Here is a 25,276-nt window from a genome sequence, read left to right as displayed (position 1 = left end):
ACAACCACCGCAATCCGCGATCAACGACTCGATCCAAAGGTTCGCTCGGAAGTCACAGGTCTACTCAAGCTTCTTCTCGACGAGTGCAGCGCTGCTCTCGCAAAGACGCGGGAGGCGAACAATGAATAAGATCACACCCGATCACTTGTCACGAAGCGCCTACGTGTACGTGCGACAATCGACGTCCGATCAGCTCCTCAACAATCCCGAAAGCCGCCGCCGTCAATATGCGCTTGCCACCCGCGCTCGAGCGCTTGGCTGGGAGAATGTGATCGTTATCGATGACGATCTTGGTCGTTCGGGCGGTGGCACGGCGCGCCCCGGCTTTGAGCGCTTGTTGACCGCGATCTGTACCGGTAGCGCTGGGGTTGTGCTCGCCATTGAAGCTTCCCGGCTCGCGCGCAATGGCCGCGATTGGCACACACTTTTGGAGTTCTGTACCCTGGTGAGCAGCCTGATCATTGATGAAGACGGTATCTATGACCCAAAGCTCATGAACGACCGGCTGCTGCTTGGAATGAAAGGAACATTCAGCGAGCTCGAACTGTCGATCTTGCGGCAGCGGTCGCAGGAAGCGCTGCGCCTCAAGGCCGCGCGGGGCGACCTCCATACGTCGGTCGCTATTGGTTATGTGCGCAGCGCCGACGATCGTCTGGAGCTGGACCCGGACAAGCGCGTGCGCGAAGCGCTCCATCTGGCATTCTGCAAGTTTGCAGAGTTCGGCAGCGTCCGCCAAGTTGTGATTTGGCTGTGTGACGAAGGCATCAAGATGCCGATTGTCGTGTACGGCGAGCGAGGCCGCGTGGTGGAATGGCGGCTGCCGCGCTACAATACGATCCATCGGCTGTTGAGCAATCCAGTTTACGCCGGCGCCTATGTGTTTGGCAGAACTGGCTCGCAGGTTCGAATCGAAGTCGGCCGAAAGCTGATCGCGCGGGGGGTGCGCCGGCTCCAGAAAGATTGGGAAGTGCTGATTCGCGATCACCACGAGGGCTATATCTCCTGGCAAGACTACGAGAGCAATCAACGAATTATCAACGGGAACGCCAACATGAAGGGCGAAATGGTGCCGGGATCAGTACGCAATGGCGGCGGCTTGCTGATTGGGCTGCTGCGCTGTGGACATTGCGGACGCAAGCTCCGAGTGCTGCATAACGGGATACGGGGAATCGCGCGGTACGTGTGCAACGATGCCAACGTTAATCATGGTCGACGGACCAAGTGTATTGGCTTCGGAAACATGCGGATCGACGCGGCGGTATCCGCGGAGGTATTGTCGGTGATTGCGCCGCTCGGCCTCGACGCTGCCCTGCAGGCGATCGCGGATCGCGAGCGCGCTGGTACCGAGCGACTGCGGCAGATCGAGTTGACACTTGAGCAGGCGCGTTATGAAGCAGCGCGGGCGCACCGACAATACAATGCGGTTGATCCGGAAAACCGTCTGGTCGCCGGAGATCTCGAACGACGATGGAATGAACGGCTCGCGGAAGTGGCGCGGCTTGAAGCCGATCTGGCTGTTGCACGTGACAAGCAACCATCCGCATTGACCGACACGGAGCGCGCCGAGATCTTAGCGTTAGGAGCCGATCTGGAACAGCTGTGGAGGCATCCGGGCGCCTCGGCGGTGATCCGGAAAAGAATTTTGCGAGCGGTGCTCGAAGAGATCATCGTGACCTTAGAACCTGGTTATCTCCATCTCAAGCTGCATTGGAAGGGCGGCGACCATACTCTACTCCACGTCGTGAAGAACCGGACCGGGCAGCATCCGCTGGAAGACTGATGCCGCGACCGAACAGCTGATTTGCCAACTGGCACGCATGCTGTCCGATGGGAACATCGCATCGGTTCTGAATCGGCTGGGAGTACGGACCGCCAAGGGGAATACCTGGACGCAACAACGGGTGCGGACTTTCCGCAATGATCATGGCGTTGCCGCCTACCGAGAAGGCGAACGGGCAGAGCGCGGCGAAGTTATTTTGCACGAAGCAGCGAGCCGTTTGCAGGTTAGCAAGATGACTGTTGTACGTCTCATCAAGGACGGAGTGCTGCCGGCCAAGCAAGCTTGCCTGGGCGCGCCCTATGTTATTCGGGAGATGGACCTCGATTTGCCGGCGGTGCAATCCGCGATCAAAAGCGGGCGTGCAGTCTCACCCGACCCACGGCAGGGACTCTTGGAATATCAATGAAGTAGTGAGGTATCGGATCATGTCGCCAGCCCGGAGGGCCCGCAGATCAGCAGGTTGGCGTGGTCATCGATCCATTGGCCTTCGACCAGCATCGTCAGGAGGCTGCGGTCGAGGCCGCGCGGGGTGCGGTAGTCGATGTCCTCGACGCAGGCCTGCTGGCGAAGCTTGGCATATTGCAGCCGCTTCGACAGCCGCTTGTCGCGTCGCAGGGACGCTTCGCGTTCGAACAGAAGCGCGAGCCATTCGGCGTGGCCGAGGCTCGTGGCGTCGCCGCCGGATTCAATGTCGGCGAAGGCCTTGGCCATGCCGTGAAGGCCGAGGGCGTGGAGCTGATCGAGGGTCGGATGGCTGAGCAAGATGGGATCTCCTAATTGTAGTAGCGCGGCCCGCGGATGTTGGAATGCAGGATCGGCGCGTCATCCGCGGAGCGCCTGGGGGAAGGACGCCGATCGAGATTGTTGGCGAGGATCGATTTGACCGATCCGTAGGTGCGCGCGCCGATGTCGATCGCCCGCATGGCGGCGGCATCGAGCCGCTCTTGCCCGTAGGATCGAGCGAGCCGGATGATGCCGAGACAGGCGCGGAAGCCCTGTTCCGGATGCGCGCGCTCGTCGAGGATCAGATCGCATAACGCCGCGGTGGCCGGCCCGATCGTGGCGGCCTCCTTGCGGATGCGCTCGATGGTCCAGCCGGCATGGCGCCGATGACTGGATGCCATATGCTCCGGTACGGTCGTGTGCTTGTGGTTGCCGCTCATGCGCTGATGCGCGGCGATCCGCTCGCCCTTGTGGAAAATCTGTAAGCGCTAAGCCGATACCCTGGGTTCGCGGGTTAGATTAGATGTGCGAAGAAGCCTCCGGAATGAACGGAGGTTTGGGATGGGATTGGACGGCAAAAAGGACGTCCATTTGGACAGCTCGTCAGTTGGGGCGGTCAGCCGGCTTGAGGTGCTTGAAGGACCCTCCGGGCGTCGTGTGCCTTCGGAGGCCGAGCGGGCCCGGATCGTCGCGGAAAGTCTGCTGCCCGGTGCTCAGGTATCAGAGGTGGCGCGCAGGCACGGGGCGACGCGTTGGCAGATTTACGATTGGCGACGACGCTTTCGCCGGCGAGGCGAATTGCCGTCGTGCGAGGCTCCGCAGCCGCCGCCGTTCGCGCCGCTGGTCGTGGAGGAGCCGTTAGAGCGTCACGTTCCGGCTGTCAAACTCGAGATTGCGATTGGCGACGTCGTCGTGCGGACGGAGGCGGCCATTGACGGCGAGCAACTGTCTCGGTTGATCCGCGCGGTGCGAGCGTCACGATGATCGCGCCCGGTGCTGATCTGAAGATTTACATCGCGACGCAGCCGATTGACTTCCGCTGTGGCCATGATGGGCTGGCTGCGAAGGTACAGCAGATGCTTGGTCTGGACCCGTTTAGCGGCGCAGCCTTCGTGTTCCGATCGAAACGAGCGGACCGGATCAAGATTTTGGCCTGGGATAGAACGGGCCTGGTATTGGTGCACAAGCGCCTTGAAGGCTGCAAGTTCGTTTGGCCAACGATCGCGGACGGTGTGATGCGCGTATCCCCGGCGATGTTCGCGGCCTTGTTCGAGGGTCTGGATTGGAGGTTGGTCCGCCCGGAGGAAGCGCGGCGCCCGCAGGCGGCTGGATAACTGCGGCAGAGTGACTCGGAAGCTATTTTGAACGTGGCGCGTGCGGCGGCGATGTGCTCGAAATAGCGCATGAGCATCGCGGCGCTGCGTGACGAAAACGAACGCCTGAAGGCGCTTTTGGCGCAAACGCAGACGGCCTTGAGCGAGCATCAGGGGGCACTGGCGGCGTCGGAGGAAGCACGGCGTCGACTGGAGGTCATTCTCGGCGAATTGCGACGCGAGAAGTTCGGCGCGAAGTCCGAGAAGCTGCGACCAGATCAGTATCATTTGCCGCTCGAAGACGTGGAGATCGCGCAAGGCGTCCTGGACGCCGCGCAGGAAAAGGCGGCCGCGATCATCCAGGGCCGACCGCGCGGCGGATCGGATCAAGGTTCTCATCGCAATCGGGGCTGCTTGCCTGCTCATTTGCCGCGGGTGGAGCGGATCATCGAGCCTGCGAGCACGCTTTGTCCGTGCGGTTGCGGGGCCATGACGAAGATCGGCGAGGACGTCAGCAAACGGCTCGACGTGATCCCGGCGCAATGGCGCGTGCTGGTCACACGCCGCCCGAAATACATCTGCCGCCGCTGCTCGGGCCCTGTCGTGCAGGCGCACGCACGGGAGCATGTCGTGCCTGGTGGACTACCGACCGAAGCGGCGATTGCGCACGTGATCGTCTCCAAGTTTGGCGACCATACGCCGTTTTACCGTCAGGCCGAGATCTATGCGCCCCAGGGGATCCGGCTCGATCGGGCGACCCTGGGCAATTGGTCCGGCCGCGCCTGCTTCCATCTCCAACCCGTTGCCGACCACATGCGCCGCCATCTGTCAGCGGCCGATCGTCTGTTCATGGACGAAACCACGGCGCCGGTGCTCGATCCCGGGCGTGGTCAAACGAAGAAGGGCTACTTCTGGGCGATCGTCTCCGACGACCGCGGCCACAGCGGCCCAAGTCCGCCGATCGTGCTGTTCCGATATGCCCCCGGTCGCAGCGGCGCCTTCGCTGAGCAGTTCCTGGACGGCTTTAACGGACGCTTCCTGCAATGCGATGCCTATGACGGTTATGACCGGCTGAGCGAAGTCGCTCGACCGCAAGGGCCGTGGACGCTCGTGCATTGCTGGAGCCATTTGCGCCGGCGCTTCGTCAAATTGGCCCGCAACAGCAAATCGCCGATCGCCGAGGCCGCCGTCCGGCAGATCGCACAGCTTTACGCCATCGAAGCCATGGTACGCGGTTCACCGCCGGACATCAGGCTGGCCGCGCGCAAGGAGCACTCGCTGCCCATCGTCGAGGCGTTGAAGCCGTGGTTCGAGAAGCAGCTGTCGATGATCTCCAGCGGCTCAACGCTCTCCGAGGACATCCGTTACGCGCTCAATCATTGGCAAGGGCTGACCCGCTTCCTCGAAGACGGGCGCCTCGAGCTCGACACGAACCCGGTCGAGAACGCCATCCGGCCAGTCTGCCTGACCAGAAAAAATGCGCTCTTCGCCGGCCATGAGGTCGGGGCTGAAAATTGGGCCTTGCTTGCGTCGATCGTCGCCACCTGCAAGCTCAGCGACGTCAACCCCGCCGCCTACATCGCCGAAACACTAGCGGCGATCATCGACTGCCCCATAACAGAATCGAAGACCTCATGCCCTGGCGGTTCCGCAAAACGTCAAGCCAGCGTCAATAGGGTGGCCGCTAAGCGCTTACGAAAATCTCGACGGTGCGGGCGGTGAAGCGCACCTCGACCTCCGCGCGGACGAAGCGATGGGGGACGCTGTAGTAATGCGCCTCGACCTCGACGTGATAGTCGATGCTGACCCGGCAGATCCGCCACTCGGCGAACACATAAGGGCTATCCGGCAAGGCCTGGAGTGCCGGCCGGTCGATCTCTTCCAATAGCTTGCGACGGGTCACGCCGAGCCGCCGGATCGGCCGCTCCTCGTTGAGCCGGGTCAGCAACTCGGCGATCGCCGCGTTGACTTCGGCTAGGCTGTAGAACGTGCGGTGGCGTAGCCGCCCAAGCAGCCAGCGCTCGACCATGAGGACCGCCTGTTCGACCTTCGCTTTGTCCCGTGGCCGTCGCGGCCTCGCCGGCAGAATGGCGGTGCCGTAATGCGCCGCCATGTCGGCGTAGCTGCGGTTGATCCGCGGATCGTAGAGGCAGGCCTTGATCACCGCGACCTTGGTGTTGTCCGGCACCAGCAGCGCCGGCACGCGGCCAATCGCCTCGAAGGCGCCGACGTGGCCGCTGATCCAATCCGCGAGGCCCTGCGTCCAGGTCGCCTGCGCGTAGGGGAAGCTCGATGCGCCGAGCACTGCGACAAAAACCTGCGCGCTGCGTCGCTCGCCGGTGAGCCGGTCGATCACCACCGGCACGCCATCGCCGGCATAATCGACGAACAGCTTGTCGCCGGCCGCATGCGATTGGCGCATCGTCACCGACAGCCGGCCCTCCCAGGCGCGATAGAGTTCGCAGAAGCGGCTGGTATGTTCGCGAGCACATACCAGCCGTTATGTTGTGGCCGGATTTATGTTGCCGCTGCTGGAGTGAGCCAAGGATTTCGCCAATTTCCTTGGCTCGCTCCGCAACATAAGAGTGTGACCTTACGGCCTACAGGGCCTTCAGGAATGCCATCAACGACGGGAGAGCGGGTTGCCGAGGCGGCCGTCTCAGGCTGCTGATATCGACCCTGGCTAACGCTTCTGCTTTCATCTCCAGGTCGACTTCAGCATAGATGTGCGTGGTGTCTAATGACACGTGGCCGAGCCAAGCACGGATCGTGTTGATGTCGACGCCGGCGCGCAGCAGGTGCACGGCCGTTGTGTGCCGAACCGTATGTGGGCTCACGCGCTTCGTCGCCAACGTCGGCACCGTTTCGCCCGCCATAGCGGCATATTGGGTCACGAGACGGTGTATTCCGAAGCGCGTCAAAGGCTGGTTCGTCCTGCCGAGAAAGACCGCTTCACTTTTGTTCCGGTCGGCCACAAGACGAGTCAACGAGGTTGCCGTCGTTGACCACAATGGACAGATTCTAACCTTGTTTCCCTTGCCGTGAAGTCGCACTGACGGGGACGCACCCAGTTGGAGATTGCCGATCGTCAATCTTGCGGCCTCATCGGCGCGAGCACCGCTGTTGTATACGAAAAGCAGCAGAACATAGTCGCGCACCCCAAGACTCGTGCGTCTGTCAGGTTGGTTTAGCAACGCGTCCATCTCGGCCTTTTCGAGGTATCCGATCGCGGTCTTGGCCGTCTTCTTGAACGGCACTGCCTGTATCTCGGAACACCAGGCCAGGTGGACCGGCGAATGCGTGCCGATAAAGCGCGCCAGTGAATGGATGGTCGCCAGCCGTTGGTTGCGGGTAACCTCGCTGCATTGGCGATCGCGCTCCAGGTGGTCCAGAAACTTGCGGACGACTTCCGGCGTCAGCTCTTCCACGGTCATGCGATCGATGGCGCAGCCTCCCTGCTTGCTAGCAAACGGCAGCAACAATGTCAGCGTGTCGCGGTAGCTGGCTTGGGTGTTGTGGGAGAGATTGCGCTCGGCGACCAGATGTTCCAGCAAGAACCGCCGGATCCACGGACCGAGCAGGCTCTTATCCTTCATGGTCGGCCTCCATCGCGTACAGAGCAAAGCGCTCGCTGGCCGCCTGGAGGAGATCCGGCGTCATCTGCAAATAGCGCTGGGTTGAACGGATATCGATGTGGCCAAGGTAGGTTGCGAGTTGCGGAAGCAGTCGCTGCACTTCCTGGCCGGAGCGATACCATGCGATCACCCGGTGCACCGCGGCTGTGTGGCGAATATCGTGCAGCCGTGGAGGTCGAGGCTCGCCGACAGGGCAACTGATTCCGGCTGCTCGGCGGACATGCTGAAACCAGGAGATGACCCGCACATAGTGCCACCGCCGACTGCCGCGCGTAGTGAATTAATGGAGATTCTTGCCCGCGCGGCAGAGGAAGCCGGCGACGGCGCTCGACGTACTCGACCAGTTCCTGGTTGAGCTTTGGTCCGATTGGCACGAGGCGCGTTTTGAAGAACTTCGTGTCACGGACGGTGATGACCTGATCAGTCAGATCCACGTCTTGCAAGACCAAACGAAGCGCCTCGCCAATGCGCATGCCGCTTCCGTACAGCAACAAGAGGAGCGTACGGTACATAGCTGGCACGTGAGGGCAATGCCCAACCTTCAGGATCGAGGTCGCGTCCAACAGGCGGCGGAGCTCTTCCGTGGAATAAACATAAGGCGTTTGCTGCGGCGGCAGCTTTGGCAACATTGTCGGCAGTGGCGAGGATGCCGCGTACCCGCGACTGATGGCGAATCTATAAAGGCCGCTCAAACCCTATATCGCAGCATCCAGGTGCACTGAGCGATCCTTTGCCTTGGAGGAACTCGGCTACCGCCTCTGGGGTGACTTCGTCGACATCTCGATTGCCCATCGCTCGGCAGAACCTGCGGAGCAGAACCTCAGCGGACTCGAAACGCGCCCCCAGTGACCGCTGCTTGGCCAGATAAGCGTCGACAACATGGGTCAGCATCATTGGAGGCCTCCCAGGTCGAACGCTCCGACCTCGCGAAGCGCCTGCATGTTCACCTTGGCGTAGATGCTTGTTGACGCCGCGCGGCGATGTCCCAAATGGTCCCCGATCTCCTTTATCGACAGACCTTCGGCAAGAAGCCGGGAGGCGCAGGCGTGGCGCAACGCATGGCCACCGCGGTGGGCGGCGTCGATTCCAAGTGCAACAAATCTGCGGTTGGCGACATCATAGATGCTCCCTGCCTTCAACGGTCGACGGGGCGCGTGCATGCAGAGGAACACTTCCGGGCACGATGATAGCGGCCGCACCGTGTCGATGTAGCGGGCGAGCGCCTCAGCCGCAGAGGGAACCAGCGGGTAGATCTGCGGCTGGCGGCGCTTCAGGCGGAAAAGCCGTAGCGGCCTGCCGGCCCAGTCAATCTGATCAAGGCGCAATGCCGCCACTTCGCCGCTGCGCATCCCGTAGACCGCGAGCAACAGCAAGATCGCACGATCACGGATGTCCCGGGGGTTGTCAGTCTCGGCGTCGGCCAACATGCGCTGCACGTCGCACCAATCTGGGGCATATGGCAGCGACTCCTGACGATAGAGCCGAGGCCGGCAAATCGAGACCGCTAGATCCGTACACATTCCCCGCTTTGCCACGTAGCTCAGAAATGCCCGCAAGGCCGAGGCTGTGTTGGCCACCGAAACGCGGGACCATCGTCCCGTCGCTTGGGTGACGAAATAGGCGTCAACGTCCTCAGGCTGAAGGTCCCTAAGTTGCCGGTTTATCTGATCACACCAGCGTAGGAACCTCCCGATCATCCGACTCCACTGCTCCACCGTCGATGGCGTGAATCCGCGCTCATTGCGCATCCATGTCACATACTGGTCGCGTTGGCTCTGGTACTGGAACACGACGGTCGGTTCACGCCACCAACCGAGAAATCGAAGCCAAGGTCGTCCGATGTCGACCACTCTTCGTGCTGCGGTGACAGCCCCCGTCAGGCGCAGACGCTCGGCCGCGATCCGTTGCAGCGCCTCGATATCGATGCCCTCCGAAGCATTTGGACCGAGATATGCGGCAATCCGCAACAGCTCGTTCCGTTTGATCCTGAGAGAAGCTGCGGTCGCGCCGGCTTTTGCACAGTGGCGAAGGTACCGGTACCGCTCGTCGGTGAATGGCGCGTCATCACGGTGGGGCACGGTCACGGGGATGGAATAAATCGTCTGATCCATAGCGAGCCTCCATTTGGCAAATGGTTCGCTATCCAGACGTCGAATTATGTTGCGTGAACAATGCCGACAGCGTTCATGCTCCCCGCAATTATAGCTCCGTGCACAACATAAATTTGGCCGCAACATAACGAGAATAGCGATACCCACCAGGTTCGCTTGCGATGTATTCCTCCCACAGGATCGACAGCGTCACGTGCTTGCGCTTGAGCTCGCGGTGCACCGCCGCCCAGTCCGGCTCGGCCTGCCGGCGGTGGCCGCGCCGGGTCCCGGAACCGGCTCCTGCGCTGGCGAACAGCCGGGCCTCCAGCACCGCGTCGGTGACGTCGTCGGGCAAAGGCCAGGTCAGCCCGGCAGCCTCGAACCGGTGGATCGTCAACGCACCGTCGAAGGCGCCGCGCCGACCCGCCGGGCGATCTCGCGGATCGCCATCCCGGCCAACTTCAATCTGATCACATCGCGCACATGGCGCATCGCAAGCCTCTCCGTCGGCATCCAGGTCCCCCCTTCGCAAAGCCGAAAGGCGGGACCGTATCGGAGCCAGAAGAGGCTTCGTCACCCCGGGCGACATCATCCCGGAATAGTGGGCGAGATCATCTCTGAATGGTGGGCGACATCGAGCGGAATCAGCAGCCTTGCCTTGAGCGTCGAACAACTGCAGGTTGGCCGGCTCAACCGAAGGACGCGGGCGCCAAGCCACCTCGGCTTCAACGCGGCCACCCAGATTGCCGACCCCCAATGCCCTGGGCGCCCGAAGAGCACAGCCATCAGCGATGGACAATGCGGGCTTCGCGAGATTCGATCACACGCCGCATGGCCCGGCGATCTGTGCCACTGAGCTCGCCGGAAGTCGCGTCAGGGTGCGTATGCCAATCGCCAATGTAGACATGTGACCGATCGGATTGGCGATAGTGAAACTGGGAAGCCTCCCACACGTGGTCGTGCTGATACGAATAAGATTGATGATCTGAAGCTGGGCCGGGCCCCACGAATTGCGTTACGACCGCCGTAACGGCATCACCGCAGTACCCTATAAGAGCTCCGCCCGTTTCAAGCGGATACCGCCGATCAGCCTCCTCGATCAGCGACGCCAAAGTATGGAACGACATCCATACAATTATTTCTGGCATGAACACTGCGGATGAGGGGGCAATACGTTCTCGCGCCAGTTTGGCACGCGGATTCCATTCTCGCTTTGAAAGGCCAACGTGTACACGAAGGATGACGAGGGAAGACGCTTGCTTGCAAAAAAGCCAGCAACAACACGCATCGCCTGAAGTGAAAGCTCCTGAAGGTCAAAGAAGGTGCCGGAGAACGTGCGCTCAGCACATCCAGGTGGCTGAATTAGTTCGGCTTCGTCGAACATCCCAGGGGGAGCCGTGATGACGTTCGGTTCATCTTGCCACGCCCACTCGAGACACACTGGGCATCCCACACCAGGCGTAAATAAAGAGACCACCCCGCCAGCTACCGAGGGAGAAGCATATAGAACGACGAGAGGCAGCGACCGCGACCGCGCCTGATCATGAATCAGAGATGTTGTGCCGAATGAGGCTGTCGCGTCGACAATGAGATCAACGCCGGCGAGGGTCTCGTCCAAAGCGGAAAGATCTCCCACACCAGTTTGTGGTGCGAACGTACCCAAACAGTGACTCACGAAACTCACCTTTGTTGCGGGATATTCGCGCGCGATGAAATCAGCCAAAGCTTGAGCTTTCAGGCGCCCCCAGGCCGAAGATCCTAGAGACCAACGAATCGTGTTACCTGGTTCGACGACATCAAAGTCCATCAACCTGAGTTCGCGGATACCATTTCGCGCCAATTCGATGGCAAGAGGAGCGCCGATCGCACCGGTACCAACAAGCGCAACTGACCGCGCCGCCAGATGCGAAATCGTAGGGGCTCGATAATTTAGATCGTCCCTTCCGGCTCGCAACGTCCTTATTATGGTAGTCTCGACTTGAGATGCAGACTTCTTTCCTGGATAGAACGCGTCGCGTTTGCCCCAAGCCATAATGAACAGCCAAGACTCGCCTTCTCGTCGAAACTGGGTTTCCGTGGGGTAGAGAAAAGCAAGAAGGTGGCCTCGTTTCGACGAAGAATCGAAATTGAAACCAAAAGCAGGCTTAGCGCGCCCTTTCACGAGCTCACCCCATTGGATACTTTGGTCGCGCATCAGCGGTGTCGGTATAAGTTCTTTGTCCCATCGTTCCCAGGGGATCTCCATCTCCCGGACGTCACCTCCCCGCAGCGCGCTCGGCAGCGGGCCATTCCAAGCCGCAACTTCATTTCCGTCAGCGTCAAACACGCTTTTCACGACAGCACAGAAAACAGGGTGACCGCGATCGCCGGACTTCTTGCCTAACCGAGCGACGTACGCGAGCCTCAACCTTCCTGGAGCCTTCGCCTGCAGAAGCGACCAATCGGAGTCGATGAGGCAATACGAGTCTGGTAGGCTACCAGCATTCCACCAAACCTCTGCCGGCTCACCCTGTGGATCTTCATCGCGGCCATTCTCAAGCGCAGACTGTAGTTGTAGTCGCAAAAGCTCGGGGACAGTCCAGCTCGACAACCATTGGCGGCTGTCCCGTCCAAGAAGGCAAAGATTGCCGTCAATAGGCGAGTGATGCCGCTTCGGAAAAAATCCTGAATCCGTTATGTAGATGAGCGGGCGAAGGTGAGGGTATCCGTCGGGGTAGAGGGCCCGAAGAGGGATGCGCTTGTCGCTCAACGGCCATTCAAAGCTCAACTCGAGCCGACCGTGCGCCAATGCCTTTTGATCGACCTGCGGAGTAACCTCCGCTTCAGCAAAGGCGTCCATCTCCCACTGAAACCGACCCGGAAAACGCCGGTCCCAGTGGGGTTTCAGACTATCCTGCTGCTCTGCCGATACCTCCATCATTTAGCCCACACGGCGCGGCGGCGGTTTCGGAGGTTCTGGCGGCCCCGGAGGCTTCGGCGGTGGCTCGGGAGGGTGCCGATGGTGGTGATGATTATCATGATCGTGATGATGCCGCTCGTGCTCGTGGTGCGGTTCGTCATGATGGTGGTGCTCACGCCCACCGCTTTCCTTCCCGTGGCCCGACATTTTTCCTCCAGTAGTCCTGCCGCTAGCGAACTCGGTCAATTCGCGAACACCGAATTCAACAAAAACGAATTGATTGAATACTTGCTGCTGTGCTGCGAGGCATCGCGAGATGCTTGTAAGTCTTGTCCGTCAGCGACATCTGTACGACCGGGGCATCGCTTATGGAGGGTTTGCGCCGCAGGAAGCCGTTTTCTCCAGTATCTTCGATTGGGTCGTGACCAATGAAGAGTTCGACGCCCATCATTTTTGACACCACGTGGGCCGGGACACCGTTTTCTTTGTCCGTGTGTGCCAAGGCCATCAATATCGTGCACTGTGGCCCCGTGATGCCAAGTACATTGGCCTGGAATTGCCGAAAGCTTCCCATTGATGAATCTGATCTCCCACATGAATCGCTGGAAGCATGACTCTCGGTGGAGCGACTGCTGACCGCTGTTGCTAAGCTAGCCAAATCCGGCGAGCATCGTATGTCAGAGTTTCCATCCTTGTCCTGTTTCCTCTTAGCGCGAATTAAAAATAGGGACAATGCCCTCTGAGGAAGCAGATCAAATCTGTTGGTACGATTCGAACAAAAGCGAAGCATCACGAACACAGTGATGGAAAAAAGACGCATTCTGTACGTTCCGTGCAGACATATTCCTTGGGCTCCAGGCTCTGCTGATATCTTATCGCGGGCTCAAGATTTCGCGCGTCTTGATCAGGTAATGGCCAGTACGTGGCACCCAACGACCTGCAGAGCCGTTCGAATAAATCCATCGCCAAAATCAGAACGGTCCATCACATTAATTGAGGTCTGTCACCGGCCTATTGCTTCCCAACGATACTGGGGCGCCGCATAACGAGTTTCGGCCAAACGATAGGGGTTTGGGCATTTCCAACTAGGTGCGTTGGCGCACGGCAGGGGGTGCGCGTCCTGCTCGGCCGCGCGGCGTCGCGGTCGTGGCTATAGGTCGTAAGGTCGCGCGAGGCCGGACAGGTTGTTCGCGAAATGCGCCGTGAGGTCATTGGGAAGCACGGATATTTGTTCAAGAAGATAGAAATCGAAATGAGCCCGGTCGAAAGCATTTTTCAGGAATTCATCGATGCGATCCAAACCGCAAGCAACTTGACTGAATTCGAGCGTGTCGCAACGCGGTTAACGCAGAGGCTCGGCTTCCAGCGATTTGCTTATCTGCGGCTGACCGGCGACACGCCCACCTTGATCTCGTCCTATCCCAAGTCCTGGACCAGCCGGTACTTCCAGCTTGGATACCAGCAGCTCGATCCTGTGGTGCGCCGCGCACGTGTCGAGCACGCATTGTTCAGCTGGGGAGGCGAGGGCTCAGCCCCGGTTGGAAATCGCGAGCAGCGCCTGTTCTTCGATGAAGCGGCGACCTTCGGCATTAGATCAGGCATCACTGTGCCGATCAGGGGCGGATTTGGACGAATGGCTGCCTTCACGCTGGCGACGGACGACCGCGACGTTCACCCGGAGCGGCTCGTGGCCGACTGGAAGGATCTCGTACAGATCGCCGGGCTGCATTTTCATGTCGCCGTCAGACCTGACGTACCCTCTATCGGTAAACTTGCCGGAAGCGAACTCACTCAGCGCGAGCGTCAATGCCTTTCATGGACCGCGCAGGGAAAAACGGTCGCGGATATCGCGGTGCTGGTCCAGATTGCGCCGCGCACTGTCGTGTTTCATCTTGAGAACGCCCGCCGCAAGCTCGGTGCAGCATCTATTGCCCAGTGCATCGCCGAGGCCTTGCGACGCGGTTTGTTGTCCTAATCACCCAGACCTCCCATTGGCGCGTGATGCGGAAGAGATCTGCCGCTTGTCGCGCCGCTCATTGTGTGTTGTAGTCTGTTCGAAAGGGTCTAGCGTAACCAAGCTGAACGAGACTTACCTGTAAAAAATTGCTACTACTTTTAAGCGAAACTTGTTGTTGGGGCTCTCATCATGAAAAATTTTCTAGGACTTTTCCTGATCGCTTTGTTCTTGTCGCTTTCCGGCGAGGTCTTGGCTCAGGGACTACCCGCTCCATCATATTGGAAGAATGAGCGTGGCTCGGAGTTGTTTATATGGGCCTCCAACAACGGGAGCATAAAAGGCACTTTTACAAATCACGCTCAGGACTTCCAGTGCCAGGGCATTCCATACCCTGCCTCCGGCGCCGTTAAACCAAAAGGGCTATATTTCGTTGTAACGTTTGCTCAATGCAATTCCTTCACGCGCTGGGTTGGAAGGACCAATGGTTCTCAAATGCCAACGTCCTGGACGTTGTTTTATGTCGACGGAAATGGCCGACCGCAAAAACTGAAGGGTGCCGATACCTTTACACGGGTGTGGTAGCCTCACGAGGTTCGTTCTACGTCAGCTTATGCGCGCAACTGAGACCTGGATGGCTGCCAGGCTTCAGGTCTTCGATGCCGACCGTTTCCCGTCCTTGTTCAGCTTCCATGCGTAGTTCTCGCAAATCCGTCCGGCGTAGGCCGCAGGCGGAGCAGTCAACGCCTCAAGCAGTCGGGGGTTTTCCTTGTAGAATCTGAAAAGTCGATCAGGTCTTGGATTCCAAAATTGGTGAAGGCCTTGACGCCGATTCGCGGACACAATGGACGACCGAGATGGCACAGTTTTCGAGCGATCCACGTCATTGGCGACCTGTCGCAGCCAGTTTCATTCTTCGCTAAGGTCGGCGATGCAATTGATGGTGCTGACGTGATGAACCTTGTTGACTGTCACGCAGCTCGAGCGGAAGTGCAAAGGCCAGACGCTGGCGCTGGCTATACCCATCGAGGAAGTGCCGGGGGTATGCCAATCGCAGAGCTCCAGAGCATGAAACGTAGCGCTATCGCTCAGGCGTCTCCGCGCCAAAGATGCGCTTGACCATCATCGCCGACGCGCTGGCGAGGGCCGCGCCAACTAGGCCGACGACAATCCAAACCGTCATGTTGCTGACGCTCGGTTGGACTATTGCTAGCATGCCCAGGAAGCCAAGGGTCAGCCCGATGATTCGGAGGTAGCTTGCCGCTCCTTCAAGACGAATACGGATAATAGCAAGGACCAGATAGGGGGCGTGTAAAAGATCGCGGAAAACAGCAGCCAATGGAAGTTTTGGTACACAAAGAACGAATATTGCAGAATTCGCGTGTCCGCAGAGAGATCTAAACAAATTAGGCCTTGGTCAAGAAGAACCGCAGATTGGATGTGCCGCTTCTCGGCAGAATAAGCAAAAAAATGGAATCGACAGCACGCTACGCAGAACGGAAACCTCCAAGGGGCAGGATGCGACCGCGACGATCTTGATGATCGAAGACATGATAACGAACATCAGGCTCGAGGAGGCAAGATAGGCTATGCTCTAAGCGCCGCATCGCGCATCATCTGCACCGAGCCAGCTCAGGAGGCTAGGAGAGATCGAAAAATAACCTCGCGGAAGAAAAAGTAATGCGTGTTGTTGTTATGGCGTTCGCCGGATCCCAAAGGAATCCGAGCATTGGAACCTCACCAATTCCGCAGCTCATTCGGCACGCCGAAGACTTTCGCCCTTGCGAAGATGCGCTCCGCGATGCGCAGATCTTCGGTGCTGTCGATTTTGTACCACCTGAGTTCGTCGCAACGCGCTGTGGCGAGCTGTAGGCCGCGCCTTTCCACCAGATAGGCGAAGAGCTCCTCGGTGTATGCCTGCATAGCTCCGGAGCCGATGATATCATCAAGAGCTGGAACGATCATTGTCCTGAGGGTGATTGCCGAGAATCGTAGCAAGTTCAGCGTCTTGAACAGTCTTGGGCCGTCCGCGGTAAGCCGTGCTGAGGTGTGCTTCATGCGGAAACCTGAGATGAATCCCCTATCCGACAATAGGACCGCCGACCCTTGCATCAATGCATTAAAGGGGACCACTGCAGCCACATCGGTCGCCTCGCCGAACAGCATGTAGCGCAACGCATCCTCCTCGAAAAAAACGTCGCCCTCGAGAAGAAAGCAGTCTCCGGAAAGAAGCGCGTCGCGAGCCAGCCATAGGGAATAAGCGCTGCCCGTGCGGTCGAAGACGGTCGACTCGACATACTTGATGTCGAGCTCGCCAAAGCGGCTGCCGCAGGCATATTGAATGGCATCTTTCCGGTAGCCGACGACTATCGTTACCTCTTTCACGCCGACGGCTTCTAGATTGCGCAGAGCGTTGTGAAGGATCGGAGTGCCGTTGACCTCGATCAGCGGCTTCGGCCGCTGATCGGTCAGCGGACGCAGGCGGGAACCCAAGCCGGCGGCGAGAATGATAGCTTTCTTGGGAACGTTCGCCATTTCATACGGCTTAATCGCCACGGTATATCGAGCCTTCATTCCCGTGCGTTGACGCCTTAGTCGAGCAGCCCCGTCGTTTATGGTTGTGACGGGCAACCACCTAGTTCAACCAGTACGTGACATGCCCCTATCATCTAGATCAATCACTAGTGTTGGTAGTGGATCTGGCGACAAATTGTTGCTTATCGCTACCAGGAAGCCGCGAAAGTCGGCTAGCCCTGAAAATCATAAAATATCGAAGTTGGTGGCGGAACTTCAAATAGTGTCCCCGCTCGACACTGGAAAAGCGTCGTCGACTCAGCACCTCTTCCTCTGCTCGACATCGAGACGATCCGACATCTCGACTTGCTGAAGGCGATCCGAAATACAGTCTAGGGGCGAGTCGGGTAAGGGGGCGGCCCTCGCGACGCTGTGGCTGCTCACCTTCGTTAGGCGGAGCGCTCTGGTCGCATGAGCGGAGCAAAACGCATCGCGCTTTAGGCCGCACCCTTCTTGATCTACATCAGTTAATGTCGCGTCTGGTGCAAACGGCGGTGTCGTGTTCCTGACGTATGTCGCAATCGCTTCGACCGCTAATGCGATGCAAACGATCGCAACGGTTGTCCTCCCGCCTGATTTTCGCGAGGCCCGAAACTGGTACGAGGCTTGCTGTTCTCATCCTAGGTTCTCTGAACTTGTGGAGTACTGCATGTACGGTATCGTATGCGCCCAGCGGGTATTCGACTTCGCGCTGATCTGCGCGCGTCCCGCGGCTAACAATTACGTGCGCCAGAGGAAGGCGTACCATTTTCAACCTCTACCATCTGTCCACGCGGCGAGCCGTGCCTGTGTTAAGGGACGAGTGCGGCGGCGAGTTCACGGTCCTCGCCATGGGCTGACGGATGCCGCCGAGTCCTTTCACAAGACCGCCCGCGCCAATCGCAGCGCTGATTACCGCGTTTGGTGCGTGCCTGCCCCTGCGTTGTCGGAATCGGGCAGCGAACTGCAGGAGATTGTCGCGATCGATGTAAAACTCGATGGCATCGTGGTCGGCGTCGGATTGGCCGGCAATAGCGCCGAACTAGCTATGGCCGAGTGCGGCATGAATGTGCTGCGGCTAGGGCGGGGCCAGAGTTCGACTAGCACGACCGCGGACGATCCAGAAAAGTGGCCTCCAGTATTTGGAAAGTTAACACCTAAACAGGAAACGAAAGCGTCGAGCTCTGATCGTGCTTACCAGCCGCGAAGGCTGAAACATGAATGTCGAGCCCGTACTGTCTCTCGAGGAGGAGCCGTTCGACAGCCGCTCTCTCGTCGACGTCGATTGTCTCAATATCAGCGTGCATGCGCACAACGCTATCGTCGCAGCTGTTTCTCTCGTGAAGGCCAGCCTCGGGGCTGCTACGAGCCGAAAGACAAGTGCAAGGTGGCGATCACCCTAGACGACTGCATCCGACGCGGCATCTACCGCGCAGTCGGCTAGCCTCCCAACGACAAAAGTGAGCTGTCCGAGCGACGTTTATGGGGTGCTGTTCGAGTGTCGGTGGCCGCTGCACCTTGCGGCTGATCGGCGTACCCGCAGTTTGGGTTCACCTAATCCTCTTGCGCACACGCGAAGGTGGTCCACGAATTCGGGAAATCGCGTTTGTTATTGCACGCGAGTGTTCAGGCTACATGAAGAGCGTAGCCAAAGGCTCAGGTAAGCAGAACGGGACTAGGTTCCGGCTAAGACACGCTCAATTGAATGCAAACGTCGGCCTTTTGGGCCGGTTTCGTGAGGCGCCACATGGACCTTTTCGGCTTCATCGAATGCGCGAAGCGGACGCAATCTATCAAGGCGCTGTTCGATCTTCTTGTGAACTGTGCGAGCGAGGAGGGCTTCAGTGAAGTTGCTTACGGAGCACTCACCTGCGCAGAGCCGCCTCGTCTACCGGAGTATCTGCCGCCCGCAGTGACGGTGAACTTCCCGCCTGACTGGTGCCACCGTTATTTTGAACGCAACTACCATGTCATGGACCCGGTGGTCCGGCGGACACCAATGACGTCGGGGCCGTTTCTGTGGGACGAACTCGCCAAGCAATTTCAACTGCAATCAGGTGAGCAGCGCGTACTGGACGAGGCCAGAGAGGCGGGTCTGAAGCATGCCATGAGCGTGCCGTTATTTGGGCCCTTTGGCCAGGTCTCTGTGGTATCGTTTGCATCCCCCGCCGACGATGCCGATCCTCAGTATCGTATAAGTCATCTCTACATATTGGCTTGGCACTTTCACCTCGCATTTGCGGAGATCGCGCGGCCCTCGGAGAGCGGCTGCAACAGGAAAGTTCCGCTGTCCGATCGCGAAAAAGATTGCCTGCGGTGGGCGGCAGAAGGGAAATCATCATGGGCAATCGGGATGATACTGAAGATCAGCGAGAATACGGTCAATTTTCATTTTAAGAATGCCATGCGAAAGCTCGATACGACGAGCCGGACTCAGGCCATCGTGAAGGCGGTTCGCCTCAACCTTATTGAGTTCTCGGCGTCCCCAGGGCTGCCAACTGAATGCTAACCTAGCAGCGCGTATCTCGTTCGCTCGAACGGCTGGTACGTGGCATAGTGAACGAACCAATGCGATGGGGAGAACCCATGAATGGCACTTGCCTGGCACTTGCGCCAATCATGGCTTGTCGAACGGGCCGCGCTCACGTTCGCTTCACAAAATTCCTACGATAGATATGGATTGTGTAGAGGCCAAGAGTAGATGGCCACCCGCGTCGGCGCCGCTTCGAGTGCTCGGTGAAAGGTGCGGCAGGCGCATCCGAAGCGTACCGGTAGGTGATCAGGCCCTTCGCAGCAAGCATTTCTTTCATCGGCGATGGCGCCGAAATCAATCTGGGTATTCCGAGGGGGGACACGGTTATGACCATCGCTGCAGCCTTCTAAAGATAAAAGTGCGAGCCGGTCCGTGGCCATATTTTCTAAGTTGAGTAAGGCCAACCGCTGGCAGTAGGAGAACCTCTCGATGCCGGTCGTGTTGCGAATAGATCACGTCACGCTTGTCGTGATCCTAACAGTGAAGAACTGTTATATGTCTCTCGTCGCAACCGTCGGGCTCCTCGCATATGCCGCTTTGCATCACCAGGTCATAGGCGTCGATCTGGTCACACGGCAGAAATAGTAGCGCGGTACGGGTAATCCTGTCGTCGTCTACCACGACACGCGGTGCTGGACCACGGCGTTCGACGCTTCTACATCCTTCTGCATTGTCGCTCATCAAATCATGCGCGATAAGGCACTTGATGAGAGCGGGTGAACTTCCATGCCAGCAACTGAAGCGAGAGGCGGTATTAGGAGGTAGTCCTGGTTGCTACTTCTCAGGTATCTGACACCGCACCGCTTGTACCAGGTTCAAGGTCACTCACGTCATTCGCTGGATTGCGATTGTTTGAAGGACCAATCAGCAGCCCACACTGGTGCGGACGCTATTGGCACGGCGGTTGCTATTAAGATGCAGCAACAATGAGTCAAGACTGATTGCCAGCAGATGCACAAGCGGTCGATCCCCGCCCTTTGTTGACCATTGCGCTTTCTGAGGAGGACCGAGTGTGTGCGGATAAAGCATCCTTGCCAATCATCTGATGGAGAAAGCAACATGACCTCATTGGTGGCGGAAGGCCACGAAATCATGATCGTGGGCCGCGAGTCCAAGCGGACACCACTCGCCTGATGTTGCACGCCAAAGCACAGGGCGGCACGATCTTGAGCCTCGCTGTGATCGCTGACAGGGTCGAGAACTTGGAGATCGAAATATATGATGAAGTGTTGCTCCAGAAAATCGGGTGCGTGGAACGCGGCGGTCCAGCAGGCGTCGGCCGCGTTCTTATCGGTGTCCTGAAGCATCAATGAGAACTAGTGCCGATGAGATCTATTCTAAGAAGTCAGCGAGATGGGAGCTCCACTTTGTGCGTAAGTTGTTGATTTCGGCCGTCGCGATTCTAACCTCATCACAAGCGACCGCCGATGATGAGTTGATGAGCGCTACTAGGCAGATTTTCAAAGCGATCCCCTCGGTAATACCTGTGGTGAAGGACAACCCGGTCACTCGCGAGAAGGTCGAAATCGGCAAGATGCAATTCTTTGATCCACGCATTTCGGCCAGCGAGATCATTTTAGTTGCAACAGCTGCCACAATCTTGGGACGGTCGGAGTGATGCGGGTCGGACCTCGGTCGGTCACGGATGGCAGCAGGGGCCACGTCGGGCGCCAACCGTCTATAACGAGAATTTAGCGTAGCGCAGTTCTGGGATGGACGCGCCGTAGATCTCAAGACGCAAGCCAAGGGACCCGTGCAGGCGAGTGTCGAAATGAACGCGGCCGCAGATCATGTGATCAATACGTTGAACTCGATGAACAACTACGTCGTCAAAAGGGGACGAGGCATCGCCGGTCACCTTTGATAATTTCGCAAAGGCGATCGAGGCCTTTGAAGCGACCTTGATTACGCCGGCCGCCCCCTTCGATCAATACCTCGAAGGCAATACGAACGCCCTCGATGATGCAGAAGGCAGGATTGAAGCTATTCATGGAAAAGGGATGCTTCTCTTGTCACAACGGAATCAACGTTGGTGGCCAGGATTATTTCCCGTTCGGCGTGATCGAAAGGGCGGTCGCAAGCGTGCTTCCGACTGCTGACAAGCGCCGGTTCGCGGTCACTAAGGCGGCCAGCGACGAGTACGTTTTTCGCGCCGCGCCGTTGCGCAACGTAGCTTTGCGAGCTCCATACTTCCATTCCGGGGCAGGTTTGGAGCCTTAAGCAAGCGGTCGGCGTGATGGTTAAAATCCAGCTCGGCGCCAGCCTTAGCGACAAGGAAGAGAACAATATTGTGGCGTTTCTGAAGTCGCTGACCGGGCAGCTGCCGAAGATCGTGTATCCAATACTGCCAACGCGTACCGACGGAACGCCGGAACCCTCTTTAGGCAGATAGCACCGCTTTTCATTGTAACGGCCTTGCGCGGTGTTGAATACCGAAAGTCCAGGGAAGCATGAGAGACACAATTGAACCGCGCTGGTGTTCTTGCCGGCTGCGTGCATCACACATTGTGCCGGCGCTGTCCCGCAAGACGCGCTGTTGCCATTTTTGGCCTGTCGCGTTCGGTAGTAGTCATGTCGAACATGGTCAACCGATTGCGACTCGCCGGGCAGAGGTTTGTATAAATTAGAGGCGGTACTCCCGGAAAAGAAGGAAGGCCTGTAGGCGCCCTTGAGCTGGCAGATGAATGGCCGAAAAAAAGCCCCGGCCGATGGCCGGGGCTTTCGATCCGCCGATCTAACGCGAAGGAATCAGGGCAGGACAACCAACGGGCCGCCGAACCGGTAAGTGATCCGGGCGGTCACGACATCGATGTCCTGGCTGATGCGATCAGTCGCCAGCACTCCACCGGCCGTGGTGAAAGTCACTTTGGCAGGCTGCATGAACAGGTGGTCGTACTCGATGCCGAGCGACCAGTTCGGCGCGAAACCGACCTCGGCGCCGGCGCCAACCGCGGCGCCCCAACGGGTGTCGTCGGCGCTAAAAGACTGCCCGCCGGTGGGCTGTGTTGGTTGCCCTCCGGGTGTCGGCGTAGTCGGAGCTGCACGCGAGATTTGATAGGTGTTGCTGGTCACGGCGGCACCACCCTTGGCGTAAAGTAGCACGTTGTTGACCGCATAGCCAATCTGGCCGGCGATCAAGCCGAAGGCGTCGGTCTTGGTGCTGATGGTGTCGGTTGGAAACGCGAGGCTGACATTGGACCCTCTAAAATCAGCCACGTTGCCCTGGCCTTCGACACCAAACACCACCTGGCCCATCTGCCAGCGATAGCCGATCTGGCCACCGAGCGTGACGCCGCTCGCGTCATGGGAGCCCTCGGCCGCAACGCCTGTGGCATCCCAGGAGTTATGGCCCGAGCCCCAGCCGCCATTAAAGCCGACATAGAGACCGCTCCAGTCATAGAGCGCGGCCGCGACCCGTGGCGGTGCCGCCCTGGTGTAGACGGGCTGCTCAGCGAGATCCGCGCCGAATGCGGGCGCCGTCGCGCTAAGCGCGACGAGACTGGCAGTCACAAGCAATAAGTTCTTCATTCCATTCCATTCCGTTTTGTTAGCCCCTAGGCCACCCGCGTCTTAGCAGCGTTATCGCGAATTGCTGTAGTCACAGCGCAACACTCACTTCGACGAAATGGCTTGAATCGCGCGTTACGTCAGGTTCTAGACTCGGAAATCATACCAAACTTACACAACGCAAACATCGGTGGCATATCGGATCTAAGGGCGCGTGTTGAGTGTGCTTCGAAACGACGATCGCTGATAAAGGCGCGCATTGTTGTGAGGTCAACGGTGCAGGGCGTCGGATAGTTTAGCTGACGCATGTTCAATTCTGCGGCTAAGGCGGAGCTCGGACTGCCGCTTGGTCACAGCGGCAACGTCGACCAGTAGCTTGAGCAAGCACGTCTCTTCACAGAATGAGGCGAGCCGAAGCCGCTCTAAGCGGAGCGGGATGAATCTGGCCGAAGCATAGAGATAACTCGCACAGCTCTTTTGGCCAGCTGCTGTCACCGAGAGATCGTGTGCTCGGATAAGACCTTTGGAATTGTAACGAGTTCGTTACGAGGGGCAATAATATTGGGGTGGCGGCAATCTTGGGCACACCCACTCTTGGCCAGATAAGAGCAGAATAGACGACGCGTTTAGAGAGCATGAGATCGACAGCATTGCAGAACTCACTGGTACTCAAGAAGATCAGAACGACCAGTGATTCGCGGATTTCGGCGTTGACGAACACACGCAGGTAGGATCGAACCACGACTGCGCTAAACGGGGTGACGCCCCACCTGACGTGAGAGAATGGTGTAATATGGGCCTGGTAAGGTCTTTGGAAACAGCGGAAGTTGATGCTTTCTATGCGCTCAATGAGGCTCGTCTTGCATCTGTCACGCGCGAATTCACCGAGCATTTCTTAGGGCGCGTGCTGTATGCGGTAAAAGCCAACTCGTTGCCGCAGGTCCTTCGTGCGGTTTTCCGCGCCGGAGTGGGGGGATTCGATGTCGCGTCGCTGGCCGAGGCCCGCCTTGTCCGTTCCACTATTCCCCAGGCCCGCTCATGGTTCATGAATCCTGCGAAATCTCGCCGTGATGTCGAATGGACGTTCCGCGACTTAGGAGTTCGCAACTACGTGATCGATTGCGAAGCCGATCTGCAGAAGCTCCTCGAGGTCTTGCCCTCGCATGATCCGGAACTACGAATCTACGTCCGGTTCAACTGCGGCGCGACGTCCGCTGTCCTTGACCTCGACAGCAAGTGTGGTGCTTCGCCCGCCGAAGCGCGCCATCTGCTGGGTCTTGTCCATGCGCAATCACGCTGGACCAGCTTGTCCTTTCACACAGGTTCTCAAACGATCGTCATTGAGCCGTACCTACATGCCATTCGGGCCGCCATCGGTATTGTAGAAGGCGTTTCTCCGGGGCCCACAGCGCTCGATATCGGCGGCGGCTTTCCCGGCCACTATCTGAATATCCCGTATCACTCTCCATTGAGCATGCTATCCAACATCACTAAACTTATGCGCGGATCAGAAGCGCTAAAGAGTATCGAACTGCTTTGTGAGCCGGGACGAGCACTGGTTTCTGATAGCATGTCGTTGTTTTGCCGCGTGATCTTAAGAAAAGGCGGGGCGCTCTACTGCGGCGCGGGCATCTACAGCGGGCTCACGCCTGCACGCCAATATTTTCAGCTGCCCGCCCGTGCAGGGCGCGGAGGGCGGCCAATTGAGACTGAGGAACGGCAGGACTTCATCATCTTTGGCCCAACATGCGATAGCATGGACCGGCTTGGATTCTCTTATTCACTGCCGCGCGATTTGAGCGAAGGCGATTGGATTGAATTTCAACATGTGGGCGCCTATTCAGAAACGTTGCGATGTTCTTTCAATGGCTTTTCCGTCGACAAGATCGTGACTGTAGAAGAGGATGAACTTACTGAGTCCCGGGGCCATTCTTCTGATTGTTCATGAACGTACTTGCGACGGTGTAGATATCTTGCTGACAGCCGTGCGACTTTGTGCATCTATGCTGCTACTAATCTGTGCTAAATGCTCGTCATCGCACCGGGACGTGTTCTCTTTGGCCAGTCATGGAACCGTCGATACCGCAGCGTTTATTATCTGATTCCAGCGATAAAGAAGCTTACGTTGGAACTCGTGCCGCAACGAACTGACTGGAAGATCGCGCTGCCGATCAAAGATCTCTTGAACACCTGTCAAATGAAGCCAGGATCGAGAGATCGAGGCCACCCTCAAATTGCTGACAAGTACGCGAGGCAGCTGAGAAACGGCGCGGCGATATCTTTCGCCTT

20 protein-coding genes and 6 pseudogenes are annotated in these 25,276 nt (G+C 58.4%); 11 read left to right on the top strand and 15 right to left on the bottom strand.

The window, feature by feature from the left end; all coding sequences use genetic code 11:
* Positions 1-121: 121 nt before the first annotated feature.
* Together RX331_RS24665 and RX331_RS24660 are read left to right on the top strand one after the other, a co-directional pair.
* Positions 122-1,780, top strand: a complete 1,659-nt coding sequence (locus RX331_RS24665) for a recombinase family protein (protein WP_317252460.1) — start codon at positions 122-124, stop codon at positions 1,778-1,780.
* A 37-nt stretch (positions 1,781-1,817) separates the two neighbouring features.
* On the top strand, positions 1,818-2,186 hold the full coding sequence (locus tag RX331_RS24660) for a helix-turn-helix domain-containing protein (RefSeq protein WP_317252459.1): 369 nt from the start codon (positions 1,818-1,820) through the stop codon (positions 2,184-2,186).
* A gap of 17 nt (positions 2,187-2,203) precedes the next feature.
* Here RX331_RS24660 and RX331_RS24655 read toward each other — a convergent pair whose 3' ends face one another.
* On the bottom strand, positions 2,204-2,542 hold the full coding sequence (locus RX331_RS24655; protein ID WP_317252458.1) for an ATP-binding protein: 339 nt from the start codon (positions 2,540-2,542) through the stop codon (positions 2,204-2,206).
* A gap of 11 nt (positions 2,543-2,553) precedes the next feature.
* A pseudogene (locus RX331_RS24650) lies at positions 2,554-2,988 on the bottom strand (IS21 family transposase); the annotation flags it as partial.
* A gap of 76 nt (positions 2,989-3,064) precedes the next feature.
* On the opposite strand from RX331_RS24650, the gene tnpA reads away from it, so the two are divergent.
* The 3 genes and pseudogenes from tnpA (at position 3,065) to tnpC (ending at position 5,492) form a co-directional block, all read left to right on the top strand.
* Complete coding sequence (gene tnpA / locus RX331_RS24645) at positions 3,065-3,487, top strand: IS66-like element accessory protein TnpA (protein WP_317252457.1); 423 nt, start codon at positions 3,065-3,067, stop codon at positions 3,485-3,487.
* Positions 3,484-3,837, top strand: a complete 354-nt coding sequence (gene tnpB / locus RX331_RS24640) for an IS66 family insertion sequence element accessory protein TnpB (RefSeq protein ID WP_317252456.1) — start codon at positions 3,484-3,486, stop codon at positions 3,835-3,837. Before tnpA ends, tnpB begins: the two co-directional genes overlap by 4 nt.
* Positions 3,838-3,906: 69 nt before the next feature.
* Positions 3,907-5,492, top strand: a pseudogene (tnpC, locus tag RX331_RS24635) (IS66 family transposase).
* Between the two features lie 20 nt (positions 5,493-5,512).
* Here tnpC and istA read toward each other — a convergent pair.
* The 10 genes and pseudogenes from istA to RX331_RS24595 form a co-directional block, all read right to left on the bottom strand.
* Positions 5,513-6,289, bottom strand: a pseudogene (gene istA / locus RX331_RS24630) (IS21 family transposase); the annotation flags it as partial.
* Positions 6,290-6,416: 127 nt separating this feature from the next.
* Positions 6,417-7,412 carry a tyrosine-type recombinase/integrase gene (locus RX331_RS24625; protein ID WP_317252455.1) on the bottom strand — a complete coding sequence of 332 codons (996 nt, stop codon included), beginning with the start codon at positions 7,410-7,412 and terminating at the stop codon, positions 6,417-6,419.
* Entirely contained in the window at positions 7,402-7,698 is a 297-nt protein-coding gene (locus RX331_RS24620; protein WP_317252454.1) for a hypothetical protein, read from the bottom strand. The genes RX331_RS24625 and RX331_RS24620 overlap by 11 nt, the downstream gene beginning before the upstream one ends.
* A 133-nt stretch (positions 7,699-7,831) precedes the next feature.
* Positions 7,832-8,080: pseudogene (locus RX331_RS38960) on the bottom strand (tyrosine-type recombinase/integrase); the annotation flags it as partial.
* Between the two features lie 261 nt (positions 8,081-8,341).
* Positions 8,342-9,562 carry a tyrosine-type recombinase/integrase gene (locus tag RX331_RS24615; protein ID WP_317252453.1) on the bottom strand — a complete coding sequence of 407 codons (1,221 nt, stop codon included), beginning with the start codon at positions 9,560-9,562 and terminating at the stop codon, positions 8,342-8,344.
* Between the two features lie 124 nt (positions 9,563-9,686).
* Positions 9,687-10,033 (bottom strand): annotated as a pseudogene (locus RX331_RS24610) (helix-turn-helix domain-containing protein); the annotation flags it as partial.
* Positions 10,034-10,326: 293 nt separating this feature from the next.
* The gene (locus RX331_RS38955; RefSeq protein WP_410708008.1) at positions 10,327-10,668 is read right to left on the bottom strand and encodes a Mov34/MPN/PAD-1 family protein; all 342 of its coding nucleotides are present in this window, start codon (positions 10,666-10,668) and stop codon (positions 10,327-10,329) included.
* Positions 10,669-10,676: 8 nt separating this feature from the next.
* Positions 10,677-12,461 (bottom strand): ThiF family adenylyltransferase, encoded by a 1,785-nt coding sequence (locus tag RX331_RS24605; protein WP_317252452.1) that lies wholly within the window; start codon positions 12,459-12,461, stop codon positions 10,677-10,679.
* The gene (locus tag RX331_RS24600; protein WP_317252451.1) at positions 12,458-12,616 is read right to left on the bottom strand and encodes a hypothetical protein; all 159 of its coding nucleotides are present in this window, start codon (positions 12,614-12,616) and stop codon (positions 12,458-12,460) included. The genes RX331_RS24605 and RX331_RS24600 overlap by 4 nt, the downstream gene beginning before the upstream one ends.
* 86 nt (positions 12,617-12,702) lie before the next feature.
* Complete coding sequence (locus RX331_RS24595) at positions 12,703-13,014, bottom strand: hypothetical protein (RefSeq protein WP_317252450.1); 312 nt, start codon at positions 13,012-13,014, stop codon at positions 12,703-12,705.
* Between the two features lie 621 nt (positions 13,015-13,635).
* On the opposite strand from RX331_RS24595, the gene RX331_RS24590 reads away from it, so the two are divergent.
* The gene (locus tag RX331_RS24590) at positions 13,636-14,415 is read left to right on the top strand and encodes an autoinducer binding domain-containing protein (protein ID WP_317252449.1); all 780 of its coding nucleotides are present in this window, start codon (positions 13,636-13,638) and stop codon (positions 14,413-14,415) included.
* 171 nt (positions 14,416-14,586) lie between these two features.
* Positions 14,587-14,979 carry an avidin/streptavidin family protein gene (locus tag RX331_RS24585; RefSeq protein WP_317252448.1) on the top strand — a complete coding sequence of 131 codons (393 nt, stop codon included), beginning with the start codon at positions 14,587-14,589 and terminating at the stop codon, positions 14,977-14,979.
* A gap of 496 nt (positions 14,980-15,475) precedes the next feature.
* On the opposite strand, the gene RX331_RS24580 is transcribed toward RX331_RS24585, so the two are convergent.
* Both RX331_RS24580 and RX331_RS24575 read right to left on the bottom strand, forming a co-directional pair.
* Positions 15,476-15,733 carry a hypothetical protein gene (locus RX331_RS24580; protein ID WP_317252447.1) on the bottom strand — a complete coding sequence of 86 codons (258 nt, stop codon included), beginning with the start codon at positions 15,731-15,733 and terminating at the stop codon, positions 15,476-15,478.
* Positions 15,734-16,131: 398 nt separating this feature from the next.
* Positions 16,132-16,929 carry a phosphocholine cytidylyltransferase family protein gene (locus RX331_RS24575; RefSeq protein ID WP_317258234.1) on the bottom strand — a complete coding sequence of 266 codons (798 nt, stop codon included), beginning with the start codon at positions 16,927-16,929 and terminating at the stop codon, positions 16,132-16,134.
* A gap of 1,765 nt (positions 16,930-18,694) precedes the next feature.
* Between RX331_RS24575 and RX331_RS24570 the strand changes: the two genes are divergently transcribed.
* From RX331_RS24570 to RX331_RS24565, 3 genes and pseudogenes are all read left to right on the top strand, one after another.
* Positions 18,695-19,456, top strand: a complete 762-nt coding sequence (locus tag RX331_RS24570) for a LuxR family transcriptional regulator (protein ID WP_317252446.1) — start codon at positions 18,695-18,697, stop codon at positions 19,454-19,456.
* 1,157 nt (positions 19,457-20,613) lie between these two features.
* Positions 20,614-20,793 carry a hypothetical protein gene (locus tag RX331_RS38950; RefSeq protein ID WP_410708007.1) on the top strand — a complete coding sequence of 60 codons (180 nt, stop codon included), beginning with the start codon at positions 20,614-20,616 and terminating at the stop codon, positions 20,791-20,793.
* Positions 20,790-21,872, top strand: a pseudogene (locus RX331_RS24565) (cytochrome-c peroxidase). The gene RX331_RS38950 and the pseudogene RX331_RS24565 overlap by 4 nt, the downstream one beginning before the upstream one ends.
* A 356-nt stretch (positions 21,873-22,228) precedes the next feature.
* Here RX331_RS24565 and RX331_RS24560 read toward each other — a convergent pair.
* Positions 22,229-23,008: an outer membrane protein gene (locus RX331_RS24560; protein WP_317252445.1), complete on the bottom strand. Its 780-nt coding sequence runs from the start codon at positions 23,006-23,008 to the stop codon at positions 22,229-22,231.
* A 790-nt stretch (positions 23,009-23,798) separates the two neighbouring features.
* Between RX331_RS24560 and RX331_RS24555 the strand changes: the two genes are divergently transcribed.
* Positions 23,799-24,935 (top strand): alanine racemase, encoded by a 1,137-nt coding sequence (locus RX331_RS24555; protein WP_317252444.1) that lies wholly within the window; start codon positions 23,799-23,801, stop codon positions 24,933-24,935.
* Positions 24,936-25,276 lie beyond the last annotated feature (341 nt).

The sequence above is a fragment of the Bradyrhizobium sp. BWA-3-5 genome, assembly GCF_032917985.1.
In the GTDB taxonomy this organism is placed as follows: domain Bacteria; phylum Pseudomonadota; class Alphaproteobacteria; order Rhizobiales; family Xanthobacteraceae; genus Bradyrhizobium.
Note: the sequence above shows the minus strand (reverse complement) of the source record. Positions and strands in the feature narration are given on the sequence as shown.

What these genes read in the sequence shown, in the direction of transcription:
- RX331_RS24615 (WP_317252453.1), bottom strand. Translation starts at nt 9,562, where the DNA reads ATGGATCAGACGATTTATTCCATCCCCGTGACCGTGCCCCACCGTGAT.
- RX331_RS24560 (WP_317252445.1), bottom strand. Translation starts at nt 23,008, where the DNA reads ATGAAGAACTTATTGCTTGTGACTGCCAGTCTCGTCGCGCTTAGCGCG.
- RX331_RS38955 (WP_410708008.1), bottom strand. Translation starts at nt 10,668, where the DNA reads ATGTCGTTCCATACTTTGGCGTCGCTGATCGAGGAGGCTGATCGGCGG.
- RX331_RS24660 (WP_317252459.1), top strand. Translation starts at nt 1,818, where the DNA reads ATGCTGTCCGATGGGAACATCGCATCGGTTCTGAATCGGCTGGGAGTA.
- RX331_RS38950 (WP_410708007.1), top strand. Translation starts at nt 20,614, where the DNA reads ATGTTGCACGCCAAAGCACAGGGCGGCACGATCTTGAGCCTCGCTGTG.
- RX331_RS24605 (WP_317252452.1), bottom strand. Translation starts at nt 12,461, where the DNA reads ATGATGGAGGTATCGGCAGAGCAGCAGGATAGTCTGAAACCCCACTGG.
- RX331_RS24665 (WP_317252460.1), top strand. Translation starts at nt 122, where the DNA reads ATGAATAAGATCACACCCGATCACTTGTCACGAAGCGCCTACGTGTAC.
- tnpA (WP_317252457.1), top strand. Translation starts at nt 3,065, where the DNA reads ATGGGATTGGACGGCAAAAAGGACGTCCATTTGGACAGCTCGTCAGTT.
- RX331_RS24575 (WP_317258234.1), bottom strand. Translation starts at nt 16,929, where the DNA reads ATGGCGAACGTTCCCAAGAAAGCTATCATTCTCGCCGCCGGCTTGGGT.
- RX331_RS24595 (WP_317252450.1), bottom strand. Translation starts at nt 13,014, where the DNA reads ATGGGAAGCTTTCGGCAATTCCAGGCCAATGTACTTGGCATCACGGGG.
- RX331_RS24625 (WP_317252455.1), bottom strand. Translation starts at nt 7,412, where the DNA reads ATGAAGGATAAGAGCCTGCTCGGTCCGTGGATCCGGCGGTTCTTGCTG.
- tnpB (WP_317252456.1), top strand. Translation starts at nt 3,484, where the DNA reads ATGATCGCGCCCGGTGCTGATCTGAAGATTTACATCGCGACGCAGCCG.
- RX331_RS24590 (WP_317252449.1), top strand. Translation starts at nt 13,636, where the DNA reads ATGCGCCGTGAGGTCATTGGGAAGCACGGATATTTGTTCAAGAAGATA.
- RX331_RS24585 (WP_317252448.1), top strand. Translation starts at nt 14,587, where the DNA reads ATGAAAAATTTTCTAGGACTTTTCCTGATCGCTTTGTTCTTGTCGCTT.
- RX331_RS24570 (WP_317252446.1), top strand. Translation starts at nt 18,695, where the DNA reads ATGGACCTTTTCGGCTTCATCGAATGCGCGAAGCGGACGCAATCTATC.